Origin of the sequence: Collinsella aerofaciens (genome assembly GCF_027679495.1) — a bacterium.
Taxonomy (GTDB): domain Bacteria; phylum Actinomycetota; class Coriobacteriia; order Coriobacteriales; family Coriobacteriaceae; genus Collinsella; species Collinsella aerofaciens_AK.
In genome coordinates, this window is record NZ_JAQEKC010000007.1 from 28,810 (window position 1) to 55,009 (window position 26,200).

Consider the following 26,200-nt stretch of genomic DNA (forward strand, 5'->3'; position numbering starts at 1 on the left):
ATTGGTCTTTTTCTCATTCGGTAACGAAAGGACCGCCCATGCCTACTGACATCGAAATCGCACGTTCTGTCACGCCGCTGCCTATTACCGAGGTGGCCAAGAACGCCGGCGTCGACGTTAAGCACCTTATTCCGTATGGCTTCGACAAGGCTAAGGTCGACTATTCACTGCTCAACGAGCCGACTGATCACCAGGCCAAGCTCGTCCTCGTGACCGCTATCAACCCAACGCCTGCGGGCGAGGGCAAGACCACCACGACCATTGGTCTGGCCGATGGCTTGCGTCGTCGCGGCGTCAAGAGCGCCGTAGCCCTGCGCGAGCCTTCGCTCGGCCCCGTCTTTGGCGTTAAGGGCGGTGCTGCCGGCGGCGGCTGGGCTCAGGTCATCCCCATGGAGGATATCAACCTGCACTTTACCGGTGACTTCCATGCCATCGGTGCTGCTAACAACCTGCTGGCCGCCATGCTCGACAACCACATCCAGCAGGGCAATCAGCTCGGTATTGACGTTAAGCGCATCACTTGGAAGCGCGTCGTCGATATGAATGACCGTCAGCTACGCCACGTTATCGACGGCATTGGCGGTAAGGCCCAGGGCGTGCCGCGCGAGGACGGCTTCGATATCACTGTCGCCTCCGAGGTCATGGCAATCCTATGCCTGTCTACGAGCATCAGCGACCTCAAGGAACGCTTGGGTGAGATCGTCGTCGGCTACAGCTTTGCCGGCGAGCCCGTCCGCGCCCGCGACCTTAAGGCTCAGGGCGCTATGGCCGCTCTGCTTAAGGACGCGCTCAAGCCCAACCTGGTCCAGACGCTCGAGGGCACGCCCGCGTTTGTCCACGGCGGTCCCTTCGCCAACATTGCCCACGGCTGCAACTCCATCATGGCCACGCGTATGGCGATGCGCTTTGGCGATGTTGCCATTACCGAGGCCGGCTTCGGTGCCGATCTGGGTGCCGAGAAGTTCCTCGACATCAAGTGCCGCATGACGGGCGTTCGCCCCAGCGCTGTCGTAGTCGTCGCGACCGCTCGTGCGCTGAAGTACAACGGCGGTGTTGCCAAGGCCGACCTCAACGAGGAGAACCTCGAGGCCCTCAAGGCCGGCATGCCCAACCTGCTGCGTCATGTTGACAACATCCAGAACGTTTATGGTCTGCCCTGCGTGGTCGCCATCAACCGCTTCCCGACGGACACCGAGGCCGAGCTTGCGCTCATCGAGTCCGAGTGCCAGAAGCTCGGCGTCAACGTTAAGCTTTCCGAGGTCTGGGCCAAGGGCGGCGAGGGCGCGCTCGACCTGGCCGATGAGGTCATGCGTCTGATTGAGCAGCCGAGCGAGCTCAAGTTTGCCTATGAGGACGGCGCTGATGTCGCTGATGCCCTCGAGGCCGTTGCCACCAAGGTCTACCGCGCCGACGGTGTCGACTTTACGCCGGCCGCCAAGCGCCAGCTCGCCGAGCTGCGCGAGAATGGCTTTGGCAACCTGCCGGTGTGCGTCGCCAAGACGCAGTACAGCTTTAGCGACAACGCCAAGGCGCTGGGCGCTCCCGAGGGCTTCCGCATCACCGTGCGCGAGCTCAAGGTTTCCGCCGGTGCCCACTTTGTGGTCGCGCTGACCGGCAGCGTTCTGACCATGCCGGGTCTGCCCAAGGTTCCCGCGGCCGAGAACATCGACGTCGACAACGACGGCAACATCACCGGCCTGTTCTAAGTCTGCTGTCCATAGCTGATAGCCCGCCCCGCCGTGCCCACAAGGCCCGGCGGGGCTTTTTGATCCTTAGGCCCGCGCATGTCTTGTAGATACCGACGGGCTCTGCCCATCATGGGCTTTTGCGCGGGTAGAATGCATGGATAACTTGATGCTTACAGGCGACGGAAAGGAATCGTTGCATGGATCAGGACAAGACAACCGTGATGGGCGGCTACGGTTCCGCGCAGGCTGGCGATAGCGCCGATGCGACCCGCGTTGTTCCCAACCCCGGTTATACCGACCCCGCCGCGACGCAGCCTTCTGCCGAGCCCACCCGGGTTATGGGCTATGGCGACACGGCGCAGGACCCTTACGCTGCATCTTTGCAAAGCCCCTATGGCAACGCGGCGGCAGACCCGTTTGATTACGCGCCGCAGGATTCTTATGCCGCCTCGACGCCGAATCCCTATGATGACCTGCCGCAGAATCCCATTCCGCAGCCTCAGCAGACGACGTATATGCCTCGCACGGCGCAGCCTCGCTACGAGTCGCGCGAGCCGTATCGCGAGTACCCCAAGTCGATTCCGCAATATGGCGAGGACGAGGAAGAGACGCCGTCGCGTTCGTCGAGCGTGATTAAGAAGATCCTCATCGTGCTGGCGATCTTCTTTGCGCTGTCGGTTGTGTTTGCCATCGTGTCGGGCATGCTCAACAAGCGAGGGAGTTCAACGGCCGATACCGCTGCCGAGCAAACCGAGTCCGCCTCGTCTAGCACCGTCGATCTGAGTGATATCCCGGGGCAGTACTGGTCCAACGCCAAGAAGATCCTCAAGTCGCGCGGCGCCGATCTTTCGAATGCCGTGGTCCTGACTGATGATGGCTCAACGCCCGTCGTCGATGCCAACTGGGTCGTTACTTCTGCCTACTATAACGACAACGGCAACCTCGAAATTCAACTCACGCACAAGAACAGTTCGGGCAACTCGTCCGACGGCCAAAGCGGTACCGACAGCTCGAGCTCCAATACGCTGGAGGACTTGAGCAACAAGGCGCAGGAGTTGGGAGACAAGGCGCAAGGGCTGGGCGATACGGCACAAAATCTGGGCGATACCGCGCAGAACTTGGGCGACATGGCGACGGATGCCTGGAACGCCCTACAAAACGGCATCTCGGGCGCGCAGGGAAACTAGCTGTTAAGTGGGCTACAGCTGCTCGGCCGGACGGTCGGGCGAGCTAAAGCCCGAGTCAAACGTAACGACGCATGAGGCATCGGGTCGGCGCTCGTGCACGATGCGCGTGACGAGCCCCAGCAGCTCCTCGTCGGATATGTCAAAGCCGTCGGGACGCACAAGGTCAAATGACACAAAGCCATCGTGCTCGTGCAGGTCGTGGATGGAGAGCGCAGGATCGATCTGCATGATGCCGCGCTTGACCCAGCCGCGCAGGTCGTCGCCGGTGGTGGCGATGGGGTCGCAGTGTAGCGTGATACCGATGCCCATCTGATGCTTGATATCGTGTTCGATGGTGTCCAGAATCTCGTGGTGCTCAAAGGCATCGCCCTCGCCGGGCATTTCCACGTGTGCGCTGGCAAACTGACGGCCGGGGCCGTAGTCGTGCACCATGAGGTCGTGTGTGCCCAGGACCTGCGGATAGGACATGATCTTGTCGCGGATTGCCTGGACGAGCTTGGGGTCGGGCGCTTGCCCCAGCAACGGGCTGATGGCGTCGCGCACCAGGCCCATGCCGCTGATGCAAATGAAGATGCCCACGCCCAGGCCCGCCCAGCCGTCGAGGTCAAAGCCTGTCGCTTGCGAAATAAGCGCCGCCGCTAAGACCGAGCCCGAGGTGATGACGTCGTTTTTGGAGTCCTGCGCCGTGGCGATGAGTGTCTCGGAATCGATGCGGTTGCCCAGCGTGCGGTTGAACGCTGCCATCCAGAGCTTAACGAGCATGGACGTAGCCAGTGCCGCAAGGGAAATAAACGTGTAAGCGGTGGGCGAGGGCTTGATGATCTTGGTGACCGACTCGAGAATCAGGTTGATGCCGACGGCGCAAACCAGGACGGCGACGAACAGGCCGGCTAGGTACTCGTAGCGGCCGTGACCATAGGGGTGGCCTTCGTCTGCCGGGCGGCTGGCAAGGCGGAAACCGAGCAGGCTCACAATGTTGCTCGAGGCATCGGAGAGGTTGTTGAAAGCGTCGGCGATGAGGGAGACGGAGCCGGCGAGCAGACCCGCGATGCCCTTGGCCAGGCACAGGGTAATGTTGAGGCCAATGCAAATGAGGCTTGCGGCAAAGCCCGCGTTGGTACGGCGAGTCGTATCGACCGGCTCGCCCTCGCTGCCGGGAACAAGCGTATGTACCAGCCGATTTACAAATAGCATGGCGATCGTCCTCACAATCATGGTTAAGGGGATAGTGTAGCTCGCATGGGCGCACCGTGCGCCGGTGCTCAGAAAATGCAGTAATGGTCTGCTGGAGCTAACGAGCGGCCCTTCTTGTCCGACCGGGTGCTCCATTTTGGGCCACATGGGTATGGGCATGTGCCTGCCTGCCCGACATACTTAATGTCGACAGCCCCTGCGCAAAGGAGGACGTATTCATGGACGAGATGTTTGCCATTAAATGCCAAAACTGCGGCGGCCCTATGTACTCACACCAGGCTAAACGCAGCTTTGAGTGCGCCTATTGCGGCACGGTCGTTCCGTGGCAGGCCGATGCGGGGGAGCCCAAGAGCGCCCTGGGCATTCGCCATACGCCACTGACGGTTGTCGATGGACTGCTTAAGCTCACCCACGTGTCGCAGCTCGAGCGCCCGGAGGACCCGGACTGGTATTTCTTTAATTCACACTGGCGCAATCAGTCGGTTCTGGAGCATCTGCTGTGGGAGGACCGCGGCACGGCGCAGGAGTTCCAAGAAGCCACGCACGTGAGCATTCCCTGCCCCTTCTGTGGAGCGTCCTTTGAAGGCGAGTCCACTCAGCGCGTGCTTGAGTGCCCGTCCTGCGGAAATAAGATCGGCGTTGCCGACCTACTCAAGCCCGGTACCTTTAGCAAGCGTCTGACCATGGGCGTTGGTGCCGAGTACGTGCCTGAGCAGGGTATTCCTTGCGAGATAACGCCGCAGCAGGCACGTGCCAACGCGCTGCAGCTGGTGCGCCAGTATCCCGATGCCTTTGCCGGGCACGACGTGGAAGACGCGATTCAAAATGACATGTCGCTCTTCTACTTCCCCATGGCGCTCGCGGATTTGCGCATGATGGCGTCCTTCCCGGGCAAGGGGCTGAGCAAGGAGACCCTGGTGTACTACGAGGTGCTCGACTGGGCGTATCCGCGGGCAAACTACCTGGACGTTCGCCTTATGGGCATTTTGGAGCCTTGGGACTTTGCCAAGGTTGGGCCGTTCGATCCCGCTATGCAGGAAGGCGACTTCCGCGTTGTCTCCGTCGATGCGTCTACCAAGGACCAGGTGGTCATTGATAAGCTGGCGCTCGACATTGCCGGCAACGATGCCGAGGCGGTGCTGGGGCTCAATAAAAAGAGCATCCGCACCTGGGCGCGCAAGGCTCGCAAGCATAAGGACGGCCTGGTGATGGTGCCGGTCTACTTTGTCGATCGCCCGGCGACGGACAGCCGCGATGGCGAGCAGGTGCGCATTGCCGTAAACGGCCAGACGGGCCGCGCGGCCGCGGCGGTGTTTAGCGACAAGCGTGAGACGCATGTGGTGGCGCCGCTCAACCCGAGTCTGCATCTGTCCAGAGAAAGCACCGTGCACGCCACGCCCATCGAGGTCAAATACGTTAAATCGCCCTTCCTATACCAGATCGTGCGCCGTGGAGACGGCGAACAGCCGCGTCAGGTGGCAGCGGTTGCCGAGGGTTCCTACCGAGAAGAAAAGCCCAAACGTCGCGGCCTGCTGGGTGCGCTATTTGGTAAGTAGGGGAGTGGTGTCAGTTGGCGCTGCGATCCGATAGCTAGAGGAACGGGGCAGCTCGCAGGAGTGCGGACTGTCGTCTGATTGTTTGAGGGTGCCAGATGTAAATAATCGGTGGAGCGGCTGCAAAAGAGCCGTCTCGCTGGGTAAAATCAGGATGTGCCGCGGAACCCGCTCCTCAGCTAGTCACACTTCGGAAGCGCGGGCAACGCAGGTATTATCGTCTAAAGGGCCGGCTGCAACCGGCCCTTTTTATGACTCCCTTCGCTATCCGTTACTGCTTATATTCCCGCCAGATCGAGTAGAGGTTCCGGGCAATGCCGGTCACATACATCGAGAGGCGCAGGATTTCAAGAAACAAGTTCATAGGCTTCACCCCAATCGGAGATCGGAGCGTTGCCCGCAGGCGGATTCCGCGGCAGTCAAGATTTTACCTCACAGGCCGCGGTGGGAGACATCCTGCCCATTCCATGGTTTGGAACAGTGTCGATCTAACGGGCAATCAAACCCCTAGCACTCTTTGAATTGAGCAAGCATCTGCCCGAAGAAGCTGAGCCCGGATGGCTCATAAATGAGTGAGCCGCCATCTTCGGTTCGGTAGACCCCGCAGGGGAGGTAACGCCCGTCGGGGAGAACATAGAGGTTGGCTTCTTCCTTCAGTCCTGCTGGAAATAGCGGAATCCCGTTTTCGTCCACTTGGAACTCGTCTATATTTGCGATCTTTCTTTCCGTGGTGCCTCCTGGTCAGTTTCTATCGTAAGTGCGCCCTAAAACAAACACTGCTCTATCAGCTCTTTACCGCGCAAGGCGTCGGTCCACTCCTGCGGAATTGCGTCGATGCCGTATACCGTGCCGGCGAGGGCGCCGGCAACGGCTGCGGTGGTATCGGTGTCGTCGCCTAGGTTGACGGCGGCAAGCACGCAATCTTCGTAGCTGTTAGTGTTGACGAAGCACCAGGTGGCTGCCTTAAGCGTGTCGCGCACGAAGCCACCTGACTTGATCTCCTGCTCAGGCATGCCTTTCAGATGGAGTGCCCACGAGGGGAGCGCGTCGTTCATCACATTCCTCATCAGCTCAACAAATATGATGCATGCATCGGTTGATGTTCTGTGGGCGTGCGTGATTGCCGAGACCTCGCGGATCTCGTTGTCCGTCGCATCGGTGAACGCTAGGGGAGCGATGCGCATGAGCGATCCGTTGCCGTTGTCGCGCTCGCCGGAGCCTCCTTTGCCGGTGTGCAAAGCGCGGGCGGTCGTGCCGCCGTAATCGAAAACGCCGTCGATCGTATACTCGCCACGGGCAATCCAACTTACGAACTTGTCGCGCATGTCCGCGGTGTCGATGTGCCCAAGCTCCCTAATCGAGTCGCAGGTAGCAAGCGTCATGGACGTGTCATCGCTCCAGGTGCCGGCGGGCTGCCCATGCGTGCCGTAGCCGATCATGTCGGTGCATTCGAACGTGCCGCGGGGCCTGAACTCGTAGGGAACGCCCAGTGCGTCGCCGACGGCGAGCCCATAGATGCAGTCGCGCAGTGTTGTTTTCGGTCTGTCTGTCATGGAAAGCTCCTCTTATCCCAGGTGATGTGGAGCGCCATCGGTGGTGTCGGTCGCAACGTATTGCTATCCTTGTGCTTCGCCATTAGTCGCTTCGTTGATGGCGCGGTACTCGGCACTCAGCTCGCGCGCCAGCTCTTCCTTACTTGGAAGATACGGCAGGTATTTGGCGGCAAACACTTGGTCGTTGTCTTCGGGCAGCGTGTACTCGACAATCGAATCGCTTTTGTCCGCGCAGAGCACGATGCCTATGGGCGGATTGTCGCCTTCGTTCATGAGCTCGCGCGTGTAGTAGTTCACATACATTTGCATCTGGCCCAAGTCCTGGTGCGTAAGATCGTCCGTCTTAAGGTCGATAAGCACGAAGCAGCGCATCAGATAGTTGTAAAACACAAGGTCAATATAGAAATGGCGCCCATCAAAGGTGATGCGCTTTTGGCGCGCCTCGAAAGCGAAGCCACGGCCAAGCTCCAGTAGGAACTTCTGAAGATGTGTGATGAGCGCCTGCTCTAGATCGCTCTCGCGAAACGCAGTATCGTCCGAGAAACCTAAAAACTCCAGTACATATGGGTCGCGGATGATATCCTCGGGGCGACGAGCCGGGGCGCTCTTCTGGATTTCTTGGGCGGCGGCCTCCTTGTCCTTGCTGGCAAGCAGGCGCTCGCGGAACATGGTGTTGATCTGGCGCTCGAGCTGACGCGTGCTCCAGCGAGAGTCAGCGCATTCGTTCATGTACCAGGCGCGAGCTTCGGGGTCGGGAATGCGCATCAGCCTGCGGTAATGAGTCCAGCTCAATTCGCTACGCAGTGCGTCGCGAATTGGAAACGCAAGAAAGAACTGACGCATATTGCGAAGGTTTGCGATGCCAAAGCCTCTTCCGAAATCCGCTGTAAGCCTTCTGGAGAGGCCCGCAATCAATGCCTCTCCATATGCTGCGCGCTCCTCTCCACCCTGTTCATCAACAATACTCTTGCCGATTTCCCAATATGCCTCAACCATCGCAAAGTTAACGGCGGTATAGGCCTTGTCGCGAGCGGCGTTGAGAATCGAGGAAACCTGCTTGTAAAAACCTTCGGGCACGATTGCCGATTCTCCACGGTTTACCAGTTCGCCCATCACTGTCGCCCCACTTTCCTCTTGTGGAATGCATCTTTATCGCATTTAGTTTAAAGCCTCGCGCGGACACGAATTGCTGTGCTGTCTGACATCTTCGCATGGGGCCTTGAGGTGGTTAAAATGTGGCCATAGAGACAGTTTTAATGAACCCCATGGGGGTGACGCGCATGGACAACAACACCTTGCTGTTCCAGGACAAAGGTTCGGGCGGGTTTAAAGACGTCAGGATCTACCCCAACCGCATCGAGGTGTTCAAGAAGGGCACTTTCGGCGGCAAGCATATCGAGATTGTCTACCTTAAGGACATCACGGGCGTTAACAGGATCAAGGGCCGCAATGTTTTTCTGCGCAACAGGTTGTTGACTGCCTGTGTCTTTTGCCTGAGCAGCCGCTCCCGGGCTCAGGAATTCGTCAACGTGCTCAATATGGTGATGTGACCGGGCGCTTTCGAACACAAAAAGCCGGGATGCAAGGAGTCACACCTTGCATCCCGGCTGAGCTAAAACGGCGCTGCTGCATGCCGTTGGAGCTTTAGCGCTTGATCTCGATATCGTCGAGCTTAACGTCCATGGCCTCGGTTTTTGCCTCGGCGATGTCATCGGCAAATTCCAGAGACTTCATCATGGTTTCGACGGCATCCTTGTGCTCCTCGACATTGTCGATGCGCACGTAGACGCTGCCGCCGCCTGCTTCGGTGAAGTACTCAGTCGTCACGCCGCCCGAGTGTGTATAGGAAGCGTTGCGCCAAGTCTTGCCGTTGTACTTGACGGGGTCATTCTCGGTCCACTCAAAGCTGGCATTCCACTTTGCCTCGTAGTCGAACAGCTCGTCGGCGTTCTTGTCAGGATCGAAGACGGGGATGAAGCGGTCGCTGGCGTGCTCGCTCTCGGTGAACTTAAACTGGGCCCTGTCGGCCGTGTCGCCGGCAACATCGGTGATCTCAACGCCCTCGGGGACCTCGACCTTAAACCAAATGAAGTCGGTCCTCATATCCACGGCTGGCTTTTCTGCTCCGCCGCCACCGCCACTGCCGGTAGCGCCGCCGCTTCCGCCACAGCCCACCAGGGCAACCGCGGCAAAGAGACTGATGCAGAGGGTGAGAATCGCAAAGGCCTTCTTTTTCATGGTCGTGTCCTCCTCGATCTGTAACCGCCCATGGATTACCTGCTTTTACTGTACGCGTTGACGGCTCGCTAGGGTGGGCCATGTGTCCCATTCTGAGGGCCGGATTTGCGCCGTTAAGTGGCAATATGTTCGGGCGCAAAAGAGGGGAGGGCCGATGTTGTCGGCCCTCCCCGGGGTTGGGTGCCCGTTGTTTTAATGGGGCGCGCGTACGTGGGCGTTGCCCCAACAGATTCCTTGTTTATAGATATGCCCCAGTTTGTGACGTCCGGAAGTCCCGAAAGGTGGGCCATGTGTCCCATGTTTGCGTTGGCATGGCCTATCGTGTGCCATAGAAATCCGCGATGGCCAGGTGTACTGACGCTAATGTGCTTATGGGCTAGACTTAGCATCATTACGTGTTTGATGCGGTTGGCCGGCGGTTGCCGCCCGACCGATCTATATGACTTGAAGGTGCATGCGTATGAGCCAAGAGATGATGGACAAGACCTGTCGCGGGTTTGCCGAGGCGCTGGCCGCGCGCGAGCCGGTTCCTGGCGGTGGCAGCGCGAGCGCCTTTGTGGGCGCGCTGGGCGCCTCGCTGTGTGGAATGGTTGCCCGCTACGGTGCGACCAATCCCGCGCTTGCTGATCGTGCGGATGACCTGACGCGCGCGTTTGCCCAGGCTGATGAGCTGGCGCAGGAACTAGTGGGTCTGGTTGCCGAGGATGTGCGCGCGTACGGCCAGGTGTCTGCGGCATACGGTATTCCTTGTGATGACCCGGCTCGACCCGTGGCGATTCAGGACGCGTTGCGCGTGGCGGCCATGCCACCGTATCGGATCATGGATGCCTGCGCCCGCGCGCTGGCGCTGCTCGAGGACATGGCCGACAAGGGTTCGCGCCAGTTGCTGTCCGACGTGGCATGCGGCGCCGTGTTCTGCCGCGCCGCCATGCAAGGCGCGAGCCTGACGCTCTTTGCCAACACCACATCTATGAAAGACCGGGCGCGCGCCGAGGAACTCGAGGCGGCGTGCGATGAACTACTAGATACGTGGCTGCCGCGCGCCGATGCACTGGCGCGCCGTGCTGCTGACGCCGCAAGGAAGAGGGGATAGCCATGGCCGAACTGCTCAAGGGTGCTCCCGTTGCCCGCGCTTTGACCGAGGAACTTGCCGCTCGTTGCGCCGCCCTGCGCGAACAGGGCATCGTGCCGACACTGGCCATCGTTCGTGTGGGCGAGCGCGAGGACGACCTGTCCTACGAGCGCGGCGCCCTCAAGCGCTGCGAGAAGATTGGCATTGAGGCTCGCCGCGTTTTGCTTCCCGCCGATGTTTCACAGGACGAGCTGTTGGCGGCTATTAAGGACATCGATGCCGACCCCGCTGTTCACGGCTGCCTGATGTTTCGTCCGTTGCCCGCTGGGCTTGACGAGGATGCAGTTGCCGCGGCACTCGAGCCCGCCAAGGATGTTGACTCCATGACGCCGGCCTCGCTGCTCACCACGCTTTCGGGGCGAGGCGAGGGCTTTGCTCCTTGCACGGCAGAAGCCGTGTTGGCGCTGCTGGACCATTACAGCGTTGAGCTGGATGGGGCCAAGGTCGCGGTCGTCGGTCGGTCGCTCGTGATTGGCCGTCCCGTTGCCGCCATGCTTACGGCTCGCAATGCCACGGTGACGATGTGCCATACGCATACGCGCGACTTGGCTGCCGAGTGCCGTGCGGCTGATATTGTGGTTGCGGCCGTTGGACGCGCACGCACGATTGGCGCGGATGCGGTTCGCGAGGGCCAGACGATCATCGATGTGGGCATTAACTGGGACGAGGCCGCTGGCAAGCTGGTCGGTGATGTCGATTTTGATGCTGCGCAACCGATCGTTGGCGCAATTACTCCGGTGCCGGGCGGCGTGGGGGCTGTGACCACCGCGATTCTCGCCAAGCACGTGATCGAGGCGGCGGAGCGCGCATCGAAATAGTCGTTTTTGACCACAGGGGTTGCCGGGGCGGCTGTTTCGCCCTTTTTGCGCCGAAGCGATACACTGTTGCCGTTTGATTTCTTCGCTCAAGGAGGATGCGCATGCCGTGCACAACGATTTTGGTTGGTAAGAACGCGAGCTACGACGGGTCGACGCTTGTCGCCCGCAACGAGGACTCGTCCAACGGGGTGTTTGAGCCCAAGCGCATGCGCGTGGTGCACCCCGACGAGCAGCCGCGTGTCTACACGATCGTTCTGAGCCACCTGACCGTTGAGCTGCCCGATAATCCCATGCGCTACACAAGCGTCCCTGACGTTGTCCCAGGCCATGGCATTTGGGCCGAGGCCGGCTTCAACGAGCTCAATGTTGGCATGTCCGCAACCGAGACGCTCACCACCAACGAGCGCGTCCGCGGCGCCGATCCGCTCGTGGACTACGTGCCCGCCAAGGGCAACGAGGGCGAGGACGGCTATGTTCCGGCGCAGCCCGGTGGTTTGGGCGAGGAGGATATGGTGACCCTGGTGCTGCCGTACGCCAAGTCCGCCCGCGACGGTGTGCGCATCCTGGGCGACCTGCTCGAGCGCTACGGCACCTACGAGAACAACGGCATCGCCTTTAGTGATGTTGACGAGATCTGGTGGCTCGAGACCATCGGCGGCCACCACTGGATCGCCAAGCGCGTGCCCGATGATGCCTACGTGACCATGCCCAACCAGCTGGGTATCGATAGCTTTGACCTGGACGACGCCGAGGGCGCCCAGGTCGACCACATGTGCTCCGCCGACCTGCGCTCCTGGATGGCCGAGTGGCATCTGGATCTGACGCTGGGCGTTAAGGGCGATGGTCCCGCTGCGGTCTTTAACCCGCGCGAGGCCTTTGGCTCGCACAGCGACAGCGACCACGTCTACAACACGCCGCGCGCCTGGTACATGCAGCGCTGCCTCAACCCCAGCGATGTGTGGGACGGTCCCGACGCCGACTACACGCCCGAGAGCGACGACATCCCCTGGAGCCGCGTGCCCGAGCGCAAGGTGACCATCGAGGACATCAAGTACGTGCTTTCGAGCCACTACCAGGGCACAGAGTACGACTGCTACGGCAGCAAGGGCACGCCCGCCACGCGCGGCGCCTATCGTCCCATCGGCATCAACCGCAACAGCCAGCTTGCCGTGCTGCAGCTGCGCCCCTATGCGCAGCCGGCGTATCGCGCCGTGCAGTGGATGGCGTTTGGCTCCAACTCGTTTAACGCGCTCGTGCCGCTGTACGCCAATGTCGAGACCATGCCCGAGTACTATGCCGACACGCAGGCTCGCGTGACGTCCGAGAATTTCTATTGGGCAAATCGCCTGATCGGTGCCTTGGCCGATGTTCGCTTCCATGAGTGCGGTCGCGCGGTCGAGGATTATCAGGAGAAAGTTGGCGGCATGGGCCACAAGCAGATCCACGACGTCGATGCCGCCGTGGCCGCGCTGCCCGAGGCCGAGGCGCCCGCCGAGCTCGCCCGCGCCAACGAGGCCTTTGCCGAGCTCGTGCGCGTGGAGACCGATGCCCTGTTGGGCAAGGTGCTCTACACCACGAGCTGTGCCATGAAGAACTCCTTCGCGATGAATGACAACGTAAGGTAAAGACGGCCTTGCGGCGAACGAGCGGGACAAACGCCGTCAAAGGCTTCGCCCCGCTCGATTTCTATCTTGGCGATAAAACGATTTTGTGTCGTTCACCCAATCTTGGGTACAAGAACGCCAATGCAGTTGTTCATGATTGGAGCCAACCATGGTTATGAAATTCGATCAGCTTGTTAACGGTGCCATCAACGTGGGCTTCGGCGCCGCTGCCGTTGCCGTTGAGGGCGGCAAGAAGGTCCTTGACGACCTCAATACTAAGGGCGAGCAGGTCCGCAAGGACGCCGGCACCCCCGATATCGCCCGCAGCGTGTCCGATATGTTCGAGCAGGCCGGCGGCACCATTTCCGACCTGACCGAGCGCCTGGGCATGCAGGGCGAGACTGCGGCGCAGCGCGTGCTCGACGAGCTCATCCTGGCTCGCGTCCGGGTTATGACCGCCCTCGAGCGCACGGCCTTCCTGGCCCATGTGCGCGACATCGTCGACTCGGTCGAGGACAACGTGACTTCGGTGCCCGTCGAGTCCGTTGAGCCCGACGATGCAGAGGACACCGAAGAGGCCGAGTAGCAGCGCAGATGGCAGATTCCACCACCGATTACAACAATCTAGATCCCTTGGGTGACGAGACGGCGGTTGTCGATGAGGTTGAGGCCGCCGTCTCGGGTGCTCGTAAGAAGCCACGCGCTGTCGATATGGTCCCCGAGGAGCCCGACGCGATGGCGCCGGACGAGGAGTATCAGCTCACACCGGCAGGTCGTCGTGAGCGCATTGGGCAGATCGTTCGCCTGATCAAAAAGTACCGCGTATGGGATAACCTCACGCCGGTGCGTCTGCGTCGTCTGCTCGAAGAGCTCGGTCCCATGTTCGTCAAGATGGGGCAGATTCTGGCTAACCGCTCCGAGATTTTGCCGCAGCGGTTTTGCGACGAGCTCCGTCGCCTGCGCTCCGACGTAGAGCCGGTGCCATATGAGGTAGTGCTCCGCTGTCTGGAAGAGGAATACGGCCAGCGCCTGGGGCAGATGTTCGACGCGATCGACCCCAACCCGCTCGGAAGCGCGTCGCTCGCGCAGGTGCACCGCGCCCGTCTGGTGACCGGCGAGGACGTAGCCGTTAAGGTGCAGCGCCCCGGCGCGCAACAGGTCATGGCGCAGGACATCGACATCATCCGTTCGGTGGTGCGCATCGTTTCCAAGTTCGTCAACACCGATCAGTTTGTTGACCTGCACGGTGTGGTCGAAGAGCTGTGGACCTCATTTCGCGAGGAGACCAACTTTTTGGCCGAGGCCAAAAACCTCAACGATTTCTATGACTTCCACAAAAGCGTGCACGGCGTTTCGTGTCCCAAATCCTACCTGGACCTTTGCACCGAACATGTCGTGGTCATGGACTACATCGACGGCATCTCCATTGCCGATCCCGAGCGCCTGGTGGCCGAGGGCTATGACCTGGAAAAGATCGGCTCGGCGATCGTCGAGGACTATTCGACGCAGGTGCTCGACGACGGCTTTTTCCATGCCGACCCGCATGCGGGAAACATCATCCTCAAAGACGGCATTGTCTACTTTATTGACCTGGGCATGGTCGGGCGCATGTCGAGCCACGACCGCGGTATCGTCAAGGATATGATTTTCGCCGTGGCCGAGGGCGATGTGCCCAAGCTCAAGGATTCGCTCATGCGTTTTGCCGTGACGCGCGGTGATTCGGCCGAGCTCGATCATTCGGCCTTTTTGTCCGATTTGGACTTTATCGTTGCCGACTTTGCGGGCCTCGACCTTAAGGATCTTGATATCGGCGAGTTTTTGACCTCGTTGCTAAACCTGGCGCGCAAAAACGACGTTGAGCTGCCGAGCGTGGTGACGATGTTCGCCCGCGGCATGGTGACGCTCGAGGGTCTGCTGACCGAGTACATGCCCAACGTCAACATGATCCAGATCATCCAAGCGCACATCAAAAACGAGAAGAGCGCCTATGCGCGCGTCCGCGAAATGGGGCGCGATCTTGCCGCGAGCAGCTATCGCGCGGCAAAAGGCTCGCTCGAGGCGGCCGAGTATCTGGGCTTGGCGTCGCGTATGCTCACGCGCGGTCAACTTAAGGTAAACACGCAGATCATGAGCAGCGATAAGGCGCTGCGACAGCTGGGTGGAATTATCGACCGCATGTCGATGGCAATTGTGATTGCCGGCCTGTTTATCGGTTCGTCGGTGGTGTACTACGCGCGCATCGAGCCGGTTGTGTTTGGTATCCCGGTGATTGGCTTTATGGGCTACGTGAGCGCGCTGGTGCTGGCGCTGATGCTGGGCCGCGAGATCTGGCGCAACAGCCACGGCGGCAAGCGGTAATGACCCCTGGGGGACGGAGTAAAACGGATCATTTTGCTCAGCGATCCATCCATGCCCTAGTCTATCGCAAACCATAGCTTTTACCTTGGGCTTCGCCTGCGTGCGGGACCCTTTTGCGTGATACCATAATGACAGTAATAATCGATGGCCTAGATGGTGGTGCGGAGACGCACGAATGCGCGGTTTTCCTGCGCGTTTGGGAGAATCGGGGTGCAAGTCCCCGGCTGTACCAGTAACCGTAATTCCTCTTGGCCCGGGATGGTCGCGTTGCAGATCGGACGGCGCGCCCGGGTCGGTAAGGTTAAGTCGGATCGCCTCCCATCTTGCATGCGGCTGCGGCGTATGCCGCCGGTGTGCATAGGGCTCTGGAGGGAAGGGGGACCCCGATGGGGGAACTCGAGCGTAACATGCGCGATGACGTGGGGCAGCCGCTGGGCAATGCTCCAAGTACAGACAATGGGGGACAAATGGATATGTTTGAGGACGAGCGCGAGCGCGCCTCGCTGCATCGCCGTGGCGCAATTGCGCGCGGCGTAGCCAAGCGCGGCCTGGTGGCATTCCTGGCCTTCGCGATGGCCCTTGGCACCACACCGGCTCAGCTGTGGGCCGAGGGCGCCGAGGGCATTGCCGAGGCTGTGGCTCAGGCTGCGACGCCGGGCGAGGACGCAGCGCTTGCGGGCGGTGCCGCTGAGCAGAGCGGCGCCGAGTTTTCGGATTCTGGGAGCGCGTCTACAACTAGTGCCGCCACAACTGAGGCGGCAACTGGCGACGAAGGCTCGGCGACAGGGGAGAGCCCTGCCACGAGCGAGCAGTCTTCGACGGCATCCGCTGGCCAAGCAGGATCTGCCGCCGCGGCTGCCGTCCAGACAGAGAACCCGACAGAAACCGGCGATGTCGCCAAGAAGCAAGTCGAGGTCTCGTTCTCGATTATCGGCACCGATGCCGACGGCAAGGCTCAGACCTGGGTGGCACCTACGCAACTCAAGCTCGACGAGGGCGCGACGGCTGCGGATGCCTTCGTTAAGCTGCAGCAGAAGACGGGCTTCAAGGCGGATTACGATCCGAACACGGCATACGGTTTCTACCTCAAAAGCATCACATCCCCGAGCGATGGCCGTACGCTTGCCTTCGATCCGGCGACTTATGCCTACTGGCAGCTGTTCGTCGACGGCGCGTCTTCCTCGGTTGGCGCGAGCAGCGTCAAGCTCACCCAAGGGCAGAAGATTGAGTTTGCCTATACGGCTGGTAGCGCGTCCCCTGTCGTTAAGGACCAGGTTGCCGCAAATGTGACCGTCATTGGTCGCGATGCCCAGGGCAAGACTCAGACTTGGGTCGATAACGCGCAGTATGTGGTGACGTCCGGTTCGAGCGCGCTTGACCTTACGAAGGCCGCGCTCGAGGCGAATGATATTGACGCCGTTGCTGCGGGCTCCTTCATTCTGAGCCTTAAGTACAACGGTGTTGAGCTGGGTACGCCCCAAGATTATTCGACCTATTGGCAACTGTTCATCAACGGCAAGTCGAGTGACTATACGGCGGACAATGTCACCATCCATGCCGGCGATACCGTTACGTGGTTCTACGGTGGCTGGGGCGACCAGCTGCCCTCCGATTCTGTCCATGCTTCTGTTCAGGTTCTCGGTAAGGACAAGGACGGCAAGCAGCAGGTTTGGGCTTCGACGGGCCAGACGAGTCTCAAGGCAGGCTCCACTGCTAAGGATCTCCTTGAGCAGACCGGCCTTAAGCTCGATGCTAGCGAATCGTCTTGGGGCTGGTTCCTCAACGGCATTTATTCGCCGTTCGATGGTAAGTCCTATGGCTGGGATGCTGCGACCAGTAGCTATTGGCGCTTCTACGTAAATGGCAAGTTCGCCGACGTTGGCGCCGGTGCCTACGAGCTCCATGAGGGCGATGCCATCACCTTTATGTATGGTGCTGACGCCGATGCCCTTCCTGGCCAGGTGCTTGGGTCTGTCGATGTTATCGGTCCCGATGTCAACGGCAACAATACTCGCTGGGGCTCGGCAAGCAGTGTTTCTTTGCCTGAAGGCTCTACTGCCCAGAACCTTATTGAGACGGTCCTGAAGGCCAAGGGCGTTACGTACAACGGCTCCCAGAGTGGTGAGTACTGGTTCCTGAATTCCATTACTTCGCCGTTTGATCACAAGTCGTATGGTTGGGATGCTGCGACCAATAAATATTGGCATCTGTATATCAACGGAGAGTCCTCCTTACTCTGCGCCAATCAGATTACGCTCAAGAGCGGCGATAAGGTTACGCTTGCCTATACCACCGACGATTCGGCCATGCCCGATCCCGACAAGATTGTCGTGGACCCGGGTGCGACGACTCCTGATTGGGATGCCGAGTGGGCCGGCTACGGCAACAGTGGCAACGGTTCGACCGTAACGGATGCCAAGACGCCTGCGCAGGCCGCCGGTCTTAAGTGGGCCTTCGATTGGAAGGCCGAGTCTGGTCAGCAGTATGCCAACTGCAGCGAACCTGTCATCGCTAACGGCTTTGTCTACATCGCGACCGAGAACGAGCTCATTAAGATCGATTCGTCCACGGGCAAAAAGGTTGCCTCTGCGCCGCTTGCCTCTAAGGTGAGCTATACCTCTCGTCCAATCTATACCAATGGCCTTCTCATCGTTCCGCTCAACGGCGGTGCGGTCCAGGCGATTACTGCGGACAAACTGATCTGCAAGTGGCTGACGCCTGGTTTGACGGACTTGACGCAGAGCTCCTGCACCGTCGTTTCGGACGGCGAGTACGTCTATGTAGGCTCGGTCGATATTTCGTATGACGAGAATTACAACGCGACCTACGGCAACGGCTCCTTTGCGCGCATTAAGATTGCCACGGGCGAAGTTTCTTGGCAGAACATCGACCCTGCCGAGGGCTATTACTGGACTGGTGCGGCTTTGACGGATAAGTATGCCATCGTTCCTACGAGCGCGGGTACGCTTAAGTGCATTGATAAGACGACGGGCGATGTCGTTTCGACCATGAAGCTCGGCGCTGTCGCAAATGCCGATTGCATTGCCGATCCGACCAATGGTTCGACCTTCTATCAGATGACGCACGACGGAAAGCTCCATGCGATTTCGCTTTCGGCGAAGGGCGTGCTGAGCGAGCAGAAGACGGTTGATCTGGGCCTCACAAATAACATGAGCGCCCCGGCGGTGTCTGGTGACAATCTGATTGTCGGCGGACAGACGGCTACTGGCTCTGCTCTGGTTCTCTATAACCTGAAGACTGGCAAAACCACGATGGTCACTGCTGCCGACGGCAAGGCGCTGCCGGCTGGTTTCAACGGTATTGCTGCTACTCCGCTGGTGAGTGTTCAGGGCGGCAAGACCTATGTGTATTTCACCGTTAACAGCGCGGATAGCAAGGATTACGTCAACTACTCTGCTGGTGGTGGCGTGTATCGCTATACGCTCGGCGATGCAGAGGCGACGCAGATTTATGATGCGGCTGGCCATTACCAGTACTGCGACTCTCCGGTCATTGCCGATGCATCTGGCAACCTGTACTACATCAATGACTCGGGCACGCTGTTCAAGCTTGGTGCCGTTGAGTCGTGGACGGTTGCCTTTAATTCCAACGGTGGGTCTGCTTGTGACACTAAGTTTGTTGCTACGGCAGATGGCAAGCTGGTCAAGCCGGCCGATCCGACGCGCGATGGCTACACTTTCGGCGGTTGGTATACCGATGAGGCTTGCACGCAGGCGTATGACTTCGGTACGCCGGTGACGGCCGATCTGACGTTGTATGCCAAGTGGACCAAGAACGCCGTTAACCCTGGCGGCATTGGCGGTTCTGGTTCCAATGGCGGCAATGGTGGCGCTGGTAACGGTTCCGGTGCTGGCACGGGCGCTGGCACGGGTTCCGGCTCCGGCACGAAGGGCCAGCAGGCTGGCGGCGCTGTCGCCCCGGGTCATAAGCCGACGACCAAGACGACGGTGTCGACCAAGACCGAGACCAAGGACAACAAGTCCGACAAGAAGGACTCCGATAAGTCCGATAGGAAGGACGAGAAGAAGTCTGACAAGAAGGACAGCAAGTCCGACAAGAAGTCCGACAAGAAGTCCGATTCCAAGTCCGATACGGGTGCTGCTTCTACGACCACTGCTAAGAAGTCCTCTAGTGCTTCCGAGCAGGAGACTAGCACCAATCCGCTCGCCATTGTTGGCGTTGCCGCCGGCGTCATCGGACTCGCCATCGTCGGCATGTTCGTGTTCACCAAACGTCGGTAGGTGAGGGCTGTGTCCAATAAGTCCAAGGACGCTGACCCCAAGCAACCAGATTCCTCGTTCATTCAGTTCGACGATGCAAAGCAACAGGGCGCCGTTTCGGCGGCGTCCGCCCCTCGACGGAAGGCGCTCCTTGGCGTTCTGACTGCCGCGTGCACCATTCTGATCGTCGTCTCGCTGGGCTTTGTCCATCCCTCCGAGAGTGGCGCCTGGTCCATTGACTGGATCATTCAGACCGTGACGGGGGAGAGCGTCGTCACCAAGGACACCAAGGCGTCTGGCTCGTCTGCCGCTTCGGGCGAGGCCAGTTCCAAGGATTCCAAGTCATCGAATGACGCAAAAGATGAGTCCAAGTCCAAGGACGATTCCGAGTCTTCGCACAAGGAATCGGATAAAAGCTCGGATAGCAAGAAGTCTGAGGACCAGGACGGCAAGAAGTCTGGCGATAAATCTGCTGCCCAAAATACGGGAGCCGGTGATACTTCCAATGTGTCTGGCGGTGCTTCTTCGGGCGGTGGCCAGTCGTCTAATGGAGCCTCATCCTCTAATGGTGGAAACGCCTCCTCGGGCGGCCAGAGCGGCTCACAGGAGTCCAACTACGTTACGGTGACGGTTTCGGTCACATCGAGCGCTGTGGGCAATCCTGTGTCCTCTGGTGGCACCTTTACCTTTAACGAAGGTGCTACCGTCTACGATGCCCTGTGCGCGCTGGGCCTTTCTGTCAACGCACACGGCTCATCGTACGGCACGTATGTTTCTGCGATTGGTGGTTTGGCCGAGAAACAGTACGGCGGCACGAGCGGCTGGATGTATTCCGTCAACGGCAGAACGCCCATGACGGCCTGCAGTAACTACGTTCTCTCCAATGGCGACAACGTGGTCTGGTATTACGTTACAGGCTAGGGACCTCGGCATATCGTACCAAACGGGCGGTTCGGACAAACATCCGGGCCGCCCGTTTTCGTGCGAATGGGACTGGGTCGCCGGGTCTCTCGACAAATAAAAAACCGGTTGGAACGAGAATTCCAACCGGTTATACCTTCAAGCAAATGTCGAACAAACTACGACTGCGCGCCCTCGAGGAAAAAGCGGCGGCTGAAGTAGTTGTACCAGGTGACGAGGAACGTGGCGATGGCCTTCATGGCCTGGTAACCGATGCTCAAAAACGTGACGCCCACAAACATGTACAGGTCGTTGAGGCCCAGGCCGATCACCGACAGGATGGTGAAGATCGTGAACTCGCGCTTGCGGCTCATGCCCTCGCGGTGGTCGAACACGTACTTCATGCTGAGCCAGTAGTTGACCACGACGGACGTGATAAACGAAACCGTGGTGCTCATCAAAAAGTCGAGGTGGAACAGCTCGACGAGCGCAATGAGCATGCCCCAGTCGATGCCAAAGGAGATAAGACCCACGACGGCAAACTTGAGGAACTGCTTGGTATGAGGTTGTGCCAGCGCCTTGCGCACGTAATCACATCCAATGCGTTGATGAATCGAGCAGGGGATACTTTAGATCTTTTGCAAAGGAAACGTAAGGTCTTTGCCAAGAACTATACGAACTCGTCAAATTTTCAAGAGTCAATCCGCAAACGTTGAGAATTTGCCCGTAAACGAACGATGCCCACGGGCGATACTGCGCTGAGCACGCATTGTCCGTGGGCATCGTAAGGCTGTAAGGTTGCGAGTTACTTGGTCTCGTCGCCCTCCAGAAAGATCTTTCGGGTCACAAAGTTGTAGACCATGACAAGTGCGGTGGCACAAATCTTGGCGATATTGGCCTCGAGTCCCAGGCCGGCGTTGAGTGTCAGCACAATACCGTCGTTGAGCACCAAACCGATCACGGACAGCACGACAAAGATGATGAACTCGCGGCGGCGGCTCATGCCTTCCTTGTGCGCAAACACGTATTTCATGCTTGCGAGGTAGTTAAAGATGAGTGAGATGATAAAGCCGCTGGTGTTGGCGATTAGGATGTTGAGGCCCAGACCGTAGTGGAGCAGATTCATAATGCCAAAGTCGATAACCGTGGCAATGACACCGACGACGCCAAATTTCATAATCTGCGCAAGGAGCTTTTGCATAGTACCTGCCTTAAGCTGGCGCCGAAGCGCCGCGGGGATGACAAACTTAGCAAGTTTAGCCAATCCCCGCGGGTGGTGCTAGGCGCGCTCCTCGATAGCACCGTTTCTATATGCATCGAGCAGCTGGCGCAGGTCTTGGATCTGGCTGCGAATCTTGGCGCCAGTATCGGTGTCGCTCACCATGCGGCGACGGTCTGCTTGGTCAAAACGGTTGGTCTCGCTCTCGATGTCCACGTTGCGCGTGAGTGCCTCGGCAACCGTCGTAAAGGCCCGGTGCGACTTGAGGCGGCAGCCGCGCGAGCTCGAGATGAGCGTATAGCCGGCGATGCCCGTCTTGGGATGGTAAGCGCGGCAGAAGCCGCCATCGATGACCAGTAGCTTGCCCTCGGCGCGGATGGGCTGCTCACCCTTGGTGGTTTTAACGGGCGTGTGGCCGTTGATGATGTGGCCGGTCGGCGAACATGCCATGGGCGCGACGCCAAACTCGCGCATGATGTCGTCGCAGACCGAGGGCGACTTGGTAAGCGTAAAGTATGGGTCCATCGGCTCGACCCAGGTGCTCTTATCGGCGATATAGGCGCGCTCAAAGGTACGCACCAGGCGTCCGCTGGCGGGCGAGTTAAAGCCAATCCACAGGTACCACATCCAGTCGAGAGCGTCGCGGTCGCCCACGCGCCAGGCGCGGCGGGCGATGTGGTCGCAAAAATCGAGATAATCGCGGCCAGCGTGCCAGGTGCCCAGACAGTTCATGCTGCTAAAGGTGCCGTCTTCGTTGAGCGGAACGCAGCCGTGGAAGAGCAGGTTGCCGTTGGCGACCTTGTACATCGAGCCGTGGGAATAGAGGAAATCGATATGGCGATGCAGGTGATCGGCGGTGACAAACTCGGACACGAGCTTGTCGATGATGTGCTGCTCCTGGGGCGTGAGCGTATAGGGGTCCGCCGGGTCGACGGTGGGGAAGTCGTTGGTCGTGAGCGGCCACACGCTGCCGTCGGCGAGCGTGACCGTGCCGTTGTCGTGGTCGATCTTGTCGAGCAGCAGGCGGTCGGTCATATCGAACTCGGGGTGACGCTGGATAATCTGGCCCTCGAGCTTAAAGAGCAGCACGTTGATGGCCTTGATCAGCGGGGTGATGGACTCACCGGCGGTATAGGTGGCATCGGCAAAGGCGACAAGCTCACGCAGCGAGATGCCGTAGTCGTTCTCCAAGATCTCGTAGTTGTCGTAGCGTAGGTTGTTGCGCAATACCGTGGCGATGCAGGCGGGCTCACCGGCCGCAGCGCCCATCCACAGCAGGTCGTGGTTGCCCCACTGGATGTCGAGCGAATGGTAGGTGAGCAGGCGGTCCATAATCTTGGCTGCGCCGCCGCCGCGGTCGAAGATATCGCCCACCAGGTGCAGGTGGTCGACGGCCAGGCGCTTGATGAGCGAAGCGAGCGACTCGATAAAGTCGTCGGCGCTGGCGGTCTCCAGGATGGACTCCACGATGCGCTCGTGATAGCGCACGCGATAGTTGTTCTCGTCCGGGTGCGTGTGCAACAACTCGTCGATGATATAGGCGTAGTCGCGCGGGATGGCCTTACGCACCTTGGAGCGCGTGTAGCGGCTTGAAAGCGAGCGAGCGACCATGATGAGCTGGTCAAGCATCGTCTTGTACCAGGTGGGCGAGTCCTCGCGCTGGCTGCGGACCAGCTCAATCTTCTCGCGCGGGTAGTAAATGAGCGTGCACAGCTCGCCCTTTTCGTCAAAGGAGAGCGTGTCGCCAAAAATCTCGTCGACATGCTCGCGTACGACGCCCGAGCAGTTGTTGAGGATGTGCATAAAGGCTTCGTACTCGCCGTGCACGTCGCTCATAAAATGCTCGGTGCCCTTGGGTAGGTTGAGGATGGCCGAGAGGTTGATAATCTCGGTAAATGCGGATTGTTCGGTGGGGAACTGTCTCGACAGCAGGCGCAGATACTTGAAGTCTTGCGGGTTGCGATCGAATGCGACCATGAAACACCTTCCGATGGGGCTGGTAAAACTGATAAACAGCGTCAAACGTTTACCAGTATGCGCCGCTTTTGTTTCGATTTTGCGCCAGCGGCTGAATTGTTGACTGAACGGTTTGGTAAATCGATTTAGTGAAGGTAGATGTGTCGGTTGGGTGGAGACGACAGAGAGTGTTTTCTCAGATATTTATGCGTGGGGTCGGTGGAGACGATGGTGGTAAAGATGTTCACTATTTTTGGTTCGATTTGGTAAATAGTGGACATATGTACCGCATATAGGCTCACTGTGCGATAATTTGCGCAGCAATGAGTAAGGAGCCTCATATGAGTGATTTTGTCCTGACCTGTGAATCCGCCGCCGACCGAACCCGTGAGTTCTTTGCGTCGCGCAATATTCCTGTCGTGTGTTTTCATTACGAGATCGACGATGTTGTCTATACGGACAATCTGTATCAGTCGATTACGCCGGACAAGTTTTTTGCCCAGATTGCCGCGGGCGCCATGCCCAAGACGTCTCAGGTGAGCGTGGGTGAGTACGAGGAGTTTTGGGAGCCGTTTGTTGCCGAGGGTAAAGACGTGCTGCACCTGACGTTGTCGTCGGGTATTTCGGGCACGTATGGATCGGCTTGCGTTGCGGCGCAGATGCTCGCGGATCGCTATCCCCAGGGCGGCAAAGTGCGCATCATCGATTCGCTGGCGGCGTCTTCGGGCTTTGGTCTGTTGCTGGAATATGCCGCCGACGTGCGCGATAGCGGGGCTTCACTCGACGAGACGGCTGCCTGGATCGAGGAGCACAAACTCAACCTGCACCACTGGTTCTTCTCGACCGATCTGTCGAGCTACCTACGAGGCGGTCGCATTTCGGCTGCGAGCGCGATCATCGGCACGGCGCTTAAGATTTGCCCGCTTATGACGGTCGATTGCGAAGGTAAGCTGTCGCCACGTGAGAAGATTCGCACTAAGAAGCGCGCGATTTCCGAGATGGCTAAGACCATGATGGCACACGTACAGGACGGTGCGGATTATTCGGGTAAGTGCATCATGTCGCAGTCGGCGTGCCGCGAGGATGCCGAGGCGGTCGCGGCGCTGATTGAGGAACAGGTTCCGCAGCTTAAAGGCAAGATTGAGATCAATGACATCGGTACTCTGATTGGCTCGCATACCGGACCTGGTACGGTGGCGCTCTTCTTTATGGGCGACAAGCGTGTGGATTAATTTGCCCCATCACATCGCTGCATGATTGTTCAAACGAAAACGGCCCGCCTCACGTTTGTGGGGCGGGCCTTGCTGTTGCGGCTAGCGTTTCTTTCCGCGGAAGAAGAAGCCGTGCAGTGACGGCTTGAGGCCGCGATTGGCGCGATGCTCCTCGACGCGCTCGTGGATCGAAGCGACGCGCTCGATGACTTCGTCGGGAATCGGCACGTCGGGATTCATGTTCTCGACTTGGCTGACCTCGGCGGCGGCGACCTGGTCGATAATGGGCACGTCGTCGCGCGAGATGACAGGTGTGGCGTCTTCCTTCATCTTGCGATAACGCTGCATCATGTCGGTCTGTAGCTGCTGGGCCGAAGGCGGCGTCCAGATGATGGCGTTGGCGCCGGCGGCGACGGTTTCACGGATGCTCTCTGGCGTCTTGCCGCCCGGCGCGATGAGCGGCAGGTTGGGATAGTGCTCGCGCAGCTCGCGTAGGACCTGAGGCGTGTTCTTGCCGGCGGCGATGTTGAGAATCTTGGCGCCGGCGCGCACCTTGGCGTGGGCATCGTCGTCGCAGCGAACGACCGTGGCGATGACGGGGATGTCGGCGATGTTGGTGATGTGCTCTACCATCTCGGCAGTAGCGGGGGAGTTGACCACGCAGCCCGCCGCGCCCTGCATCTCGGAGACGGCTGCCATCTGCACGGAGCGCTTACCGGTCGTAGTTCCGCCGCCCACGCCTACAAAGACCGGGCACTCGGCGACGGTCAACAGTGCTTGCGTAATGGCGGGCTGCGGCGTGAAAGGGTAAACGGCAAAGACGGCATCGGCGTTGGAGTTGCGGATAACCGCGACGTCGGTGGTGTAGATGAGCGACTTGATGCGTCGGCCGAAGAGCGTAAAGCCGCTGGCCTCCTCGATCTCGTCGGGCATGCGAAGGGCCGCCTTGCGCAGGCGCCCGTCGATGGGCAGGGGCTCCATAGGGAGTAGGCCGTTGGGCGTGACGGCTACTTGGGGCTCGGTGAACTCGTCTGCGAGCTCGACCTCGGAGAAATCGACCGAGGCGACGATGTCCTCGTGAACCTCGGCGGGCACATCGATGGGAGCTTGGTCGTTTGCCGCGGCAGGCGTGTCGAAGGAGCTGGTGCCGACGAAGGCGTCGACGCGCTCATTTAGATCGTTGAGGGTATCCATGGAGGCTCGATTCTATGTGATAACGGCCGGCGCTATGCAGCCGGAATTGTGAATGCTAAATCGTTTGACGAGTTGATTTTTCCCCGCCGCGCCATCCGTTAGACCGAAGGGCCGGCGAACGTGAAGGAGCTGTGGTGGCGGGTATCGAGGTGCT

21 protein-coding genes are annotated in these 26,200 nt (G+C 59.4%); 12 read left to right on the plus strand and 9 right to left on the minus strand.

Annotated elements, in window-relative coordinates; genetic code table 11:
- The first annotated feature begins 38 nt into the window (after nucleotides 1-38).
- Nucleotides 39-1,706, plus strand: a complete 1,668-nt coding sequence (locus tag PGW49_RS03890) for a formate--tetrahydrofolate ligase (protein WP_270225599.1) — start codon at nucleotides 39-41, stop codon at nucleotides 1,704-1,706.
- 179 nt (nucleotides 1,707-1,885) lie between these two features.
- Entirely contained in the window at nucleotides 1,886-2,875 is a 990-nt protein-coding gene (locus tag PGW49_RS03895) for a hypothetical protein (RefSeq protein WP_270225600.1), read from the plus strand.
- Between the two features lie 12 nt (nucleotides 2,876-2,887).
- Here PGW49_RS03895 and PGW49_RS03900 read toward each other — a convergent pair whose 3' ends face one another.
- Nucleotides 2,888-4,069 (minus strand): cation diffusion facilitator family transporter, encoded by a 1,182-nt coding sequence (locus PGW49_RS03900; protein ID WP_270225601.1) that lies wholly within the window; start codon nucleotides 4,067-4,069, stop codon nucleotides 2,888-2,890.
- 218 nt (nucleotides 4,070-4,287) lie between these two features.
- On the opposite strand from PGW49_RS03900, the gene PGW49_RS03905 reads away from it, so the two are divergent.
- A complete protein-coding gene (locus PGW49_RS03905; protein WP_270225602.1) occupies nucleotides 4,288-5,625 on the plus strand; it encodes a TFIIB-type zinc ribbon-containing protein in 1,338 nt (445 codons plus the stop codon).
- A 504-nt stretch (nucleotides 5,626-6,129) separates the two neighbouring features.
- Here the strand turns inward: PGW49_RS03905 and PGW49_RS03910 are convergent.
- From PGW49_RS03910 to PGW49_RS03920, 3 genes are all read right to left on the minus strand, one after another.
- Nucleotides 6,130-6,315 (minus strand): hypothetical protein, encoded by a 186-nt coding sequence (locus PGW49_RS03910; protein WP_270225603.1) that lies wholly within the window; start codon nucleotides 6,313-6,315, stop codon nucleotides 6,130-6,132.
- A 71-nt stretch (nucleotides 6,316-6,386) separates the two neighbouring features.
- Nucleotides 6,387-7,175, minus strand: a complete 789-nt coding sequence (locus PGW49_RS03915) for an ADP-ribosylglycohydrolase family protein (protein ID WP_270225604.1) — start codon at nucleotides 7,173-7,175, stop codon at nucleotides 6,387-6,389.
- Nucleotides 7,176-7,238: 63 nt separating this feature from the next.
- Nucleotides 7,239-8,288 carry a PDDEXK nuclease domain-containing protein gene (locus PGW49_RS03920; RefSeq protein ID WP_270225605.1) on the minus strand — a complete coding sequence of 350 codons (1,050 nt, stop codon included), beginning with the start codon at nucleotides 8,286-8,288 and terminating at the stop codon, nucleotides 7,239-7,241.
- A gap of 167 nt (nucleotides 8,289-8,455) precedes the next feature.
- On the opposite strand from PGW49_RS03920, the gene PGW49_RS03925 reads away from it, so the two are divergent.
- Complete coding sequence (locus PGW49_RS03925; RefSeq protein WP_270225606.1) at nucleotides 8,456-8,725, plus strand: hypothetical protein; 270 nt, start codon at nucleotides 8,456-8,458, stop codon at nucleotides 8,723-8,725.
- A 94-nt stretch (nucleotides 8,726-8,819) separates the two neighbouring features.
- Here PGW49_RS03925 and PGW49_RS03930 read toward each other — a convergent pair whose 3' ends face one another.
- Entirely contained in the window at nucleotides 8,820-9,413 is a 594-nt protein-coding gene (locus tag PGW49_RS03930) for a hypothetical protein (RefSeq protein WP_225093755.1), read from the minus strand.
- A 460-nt stretch (nucleotides 9,414-9,873) separates the two neighbouring features.
- Between PGW49_RS03930 and PGW49_RS03935 the strand changes: the two genes are divergently transcribed.
- From PGW49_RS03935 to PGW49_RS03965, 7 genes are all read left to right on the plus strand, one after another.
- The gene (locus tag PGW49_RS03935; RefSeq protein ID WP_270225607.1) at nucleotides 9,874-10,506 is read left to right on the plus strand and encodes a cyclodeaminase/cyclohydrolase family protein; all 633 of its coding nucleotides are present in this window, start codon (nucleotides 9,874-9,876) and stop codon (nucleotides 10,504-10,506) included.
- 2 nt (nucleotides 10,507-10,508) lie between these two features.
- A complete protein-coding gene (locus tag PGW49_RS03940) occupies nucleotides 10,509-11,363 on the plus strand; it encodes a bifunctional 5,10-methylenetetrahydrofolate dehydrogenase/5,10-methenyltetrahydrofolate cyclohydrolase (RefSeq protein ID WP_270225608.1) in 855 nt (284 codons plus the stop codon).
- 101 nt (nucleotides 11,364-11,464) lie between these two features.
- Nucleotides 11,465-12,988 (plus strand): C69 family dipeptidase, encoded by a 1,524-nt coding sequence (locus tag PGW49_RS03945; protein ID WP_270225609.1) that lies wholly within the window; start codon nucleotides 11,465-11,467, stop codon nucleotides 12,986-12,988.
- A 148-nt stretch (nucleotides 12,989-13,136) separates the two neighbouring features.
- On the plus strand, nucleotides 13,137-13,553 hold the full coding sequence (locus PGW49_RS03950) for a hypothetical protein (RefSeq protein ID WP_270225610.1): 417 nt from the start codon (nucleotides 13,137-13,139) through the stop codon (nucleotides 13,551-13,553).
- 8 nt (nucleotides 13,554-13,561) lie between these two features.
- The gene (locus tag PGW49_RS03955) at nucleotides 13,562-15,325 is read left to right on the plus strand and encodes an ABC1 kinase family protein (RefSeq protein ID WP_270225611.1); all 1,764 of its coding nucleotides are present in this window, start codon (nucleotides 13,562-13,564) and stop codon (nucleotides 15,323-15,325) included.
- Between the two features lie 467 nt (nucleotides 15,326-15,792).
- On the plus strand, nucleotides 15,793-19,587 hold the full coding sequence (locus PGW49_RS03960) for a DUF4430 domain-containing protein (protein WP_270225612.1): 3,795 nt from the start codon (nucleotides 15,793-15,795) through the stop codon (nucleotides 19,585-19,587).
- Nucleotides 19,588-19,596: 9 nt separating this feature from the next.
- Nucleotides 19,597-20,487, plus strand: coding sequence for a DUF4430 domain-containing protein (locus tag PGW49_RS03965; protein WP_270225613.1), 891 nt, complete (start codon nucleotides 19,597-19,599; stop codon nucleotides 20,485-20,487).
- A gap of 158 nt (nucleotides 20,488-20,645) precedes the next feature.
- On the opposite strand, the gene PGW49_RS03970 is transcribed toward PGW49_RS03965, so the two are convergent.
- The 3 genes from PGW49_RS03970 to PGW49_RS03980 all read right to left on the minus strand — a co-directional run bounded on the left by PGW49_RS03970 (nucleotide 20,646) and on the right by PGW49_RS03980 (nucleotide 23,662).
- On the minus strand, nucleotides 20,646-21,053 hold the full coding sequence (locus tag PGW49_RS03970; RefSeq protein ID WP_055310227.1) for a GtrA family protein: 408 nt from the start codon (nucleotides 21,051-21,053) through the stop codon (nucleotides 20,646-20,648).
- A 218-nt stretch (nucleotides 21,054-21,271) separates the two neighbouring features.
- On the minus strand, nucleotides 21,272-21,667 hold the full coding sequence (locus tag PGW49_RS03975; RefSeq protein ID WP_215673348.1) for a GtrA family protein: 396 nt from the start codon (nucleotides 21,665-21,667) through the stop codon (nucleotides 21,272-21,274).
- Nucleotides 21,668-21,745: 78 nt separating this feature from the next.
- Entirely contained in the window at nucleotides 21,746-23,662 is a 1,917-nt protein-coding gene (locus tag PGW49_RS03980; protein WP_270225614.1) for a fructose-1,6-bisphosphatase, read from the minus strand.
- Nucleotides 23,663-23,982: 320 nt separating this feature from the next.
- Between PGW49_RS03980 and PGW49_RS03985 the strand changes: the two genes are divergently transcribed.
- On the plus strand, nucleotides 23,983-24,873 hold the full coding sequence (locus PGW49_RS03985; protein ID WP_270225615.1) for a DegV family protein: 891 nt from the start codon (nucleotides 23,983-23,985) through the stop codon (nucleotides 24,871-24,873).
- Nucleotides 24,874-24,954: 81 nt separating this feature from the next.
- On the opposite strand, the gene PGW49_RS03990 is transcribed toward PGW49_RS03985, so the two are convergent.
- A complete protein-coding gene (locus PGW49_RS03990; RefSeq protein ID WP_270225616.1) occupies nucleotides 24,955-26,046 on the minus strand; it encodes a beta/alpha barrel domain-containing protein in 1,092 nt (363 codons plus the stop codon).
- Nucleotides 26,047-26,200: the final 154 nt, after the last annotated feature.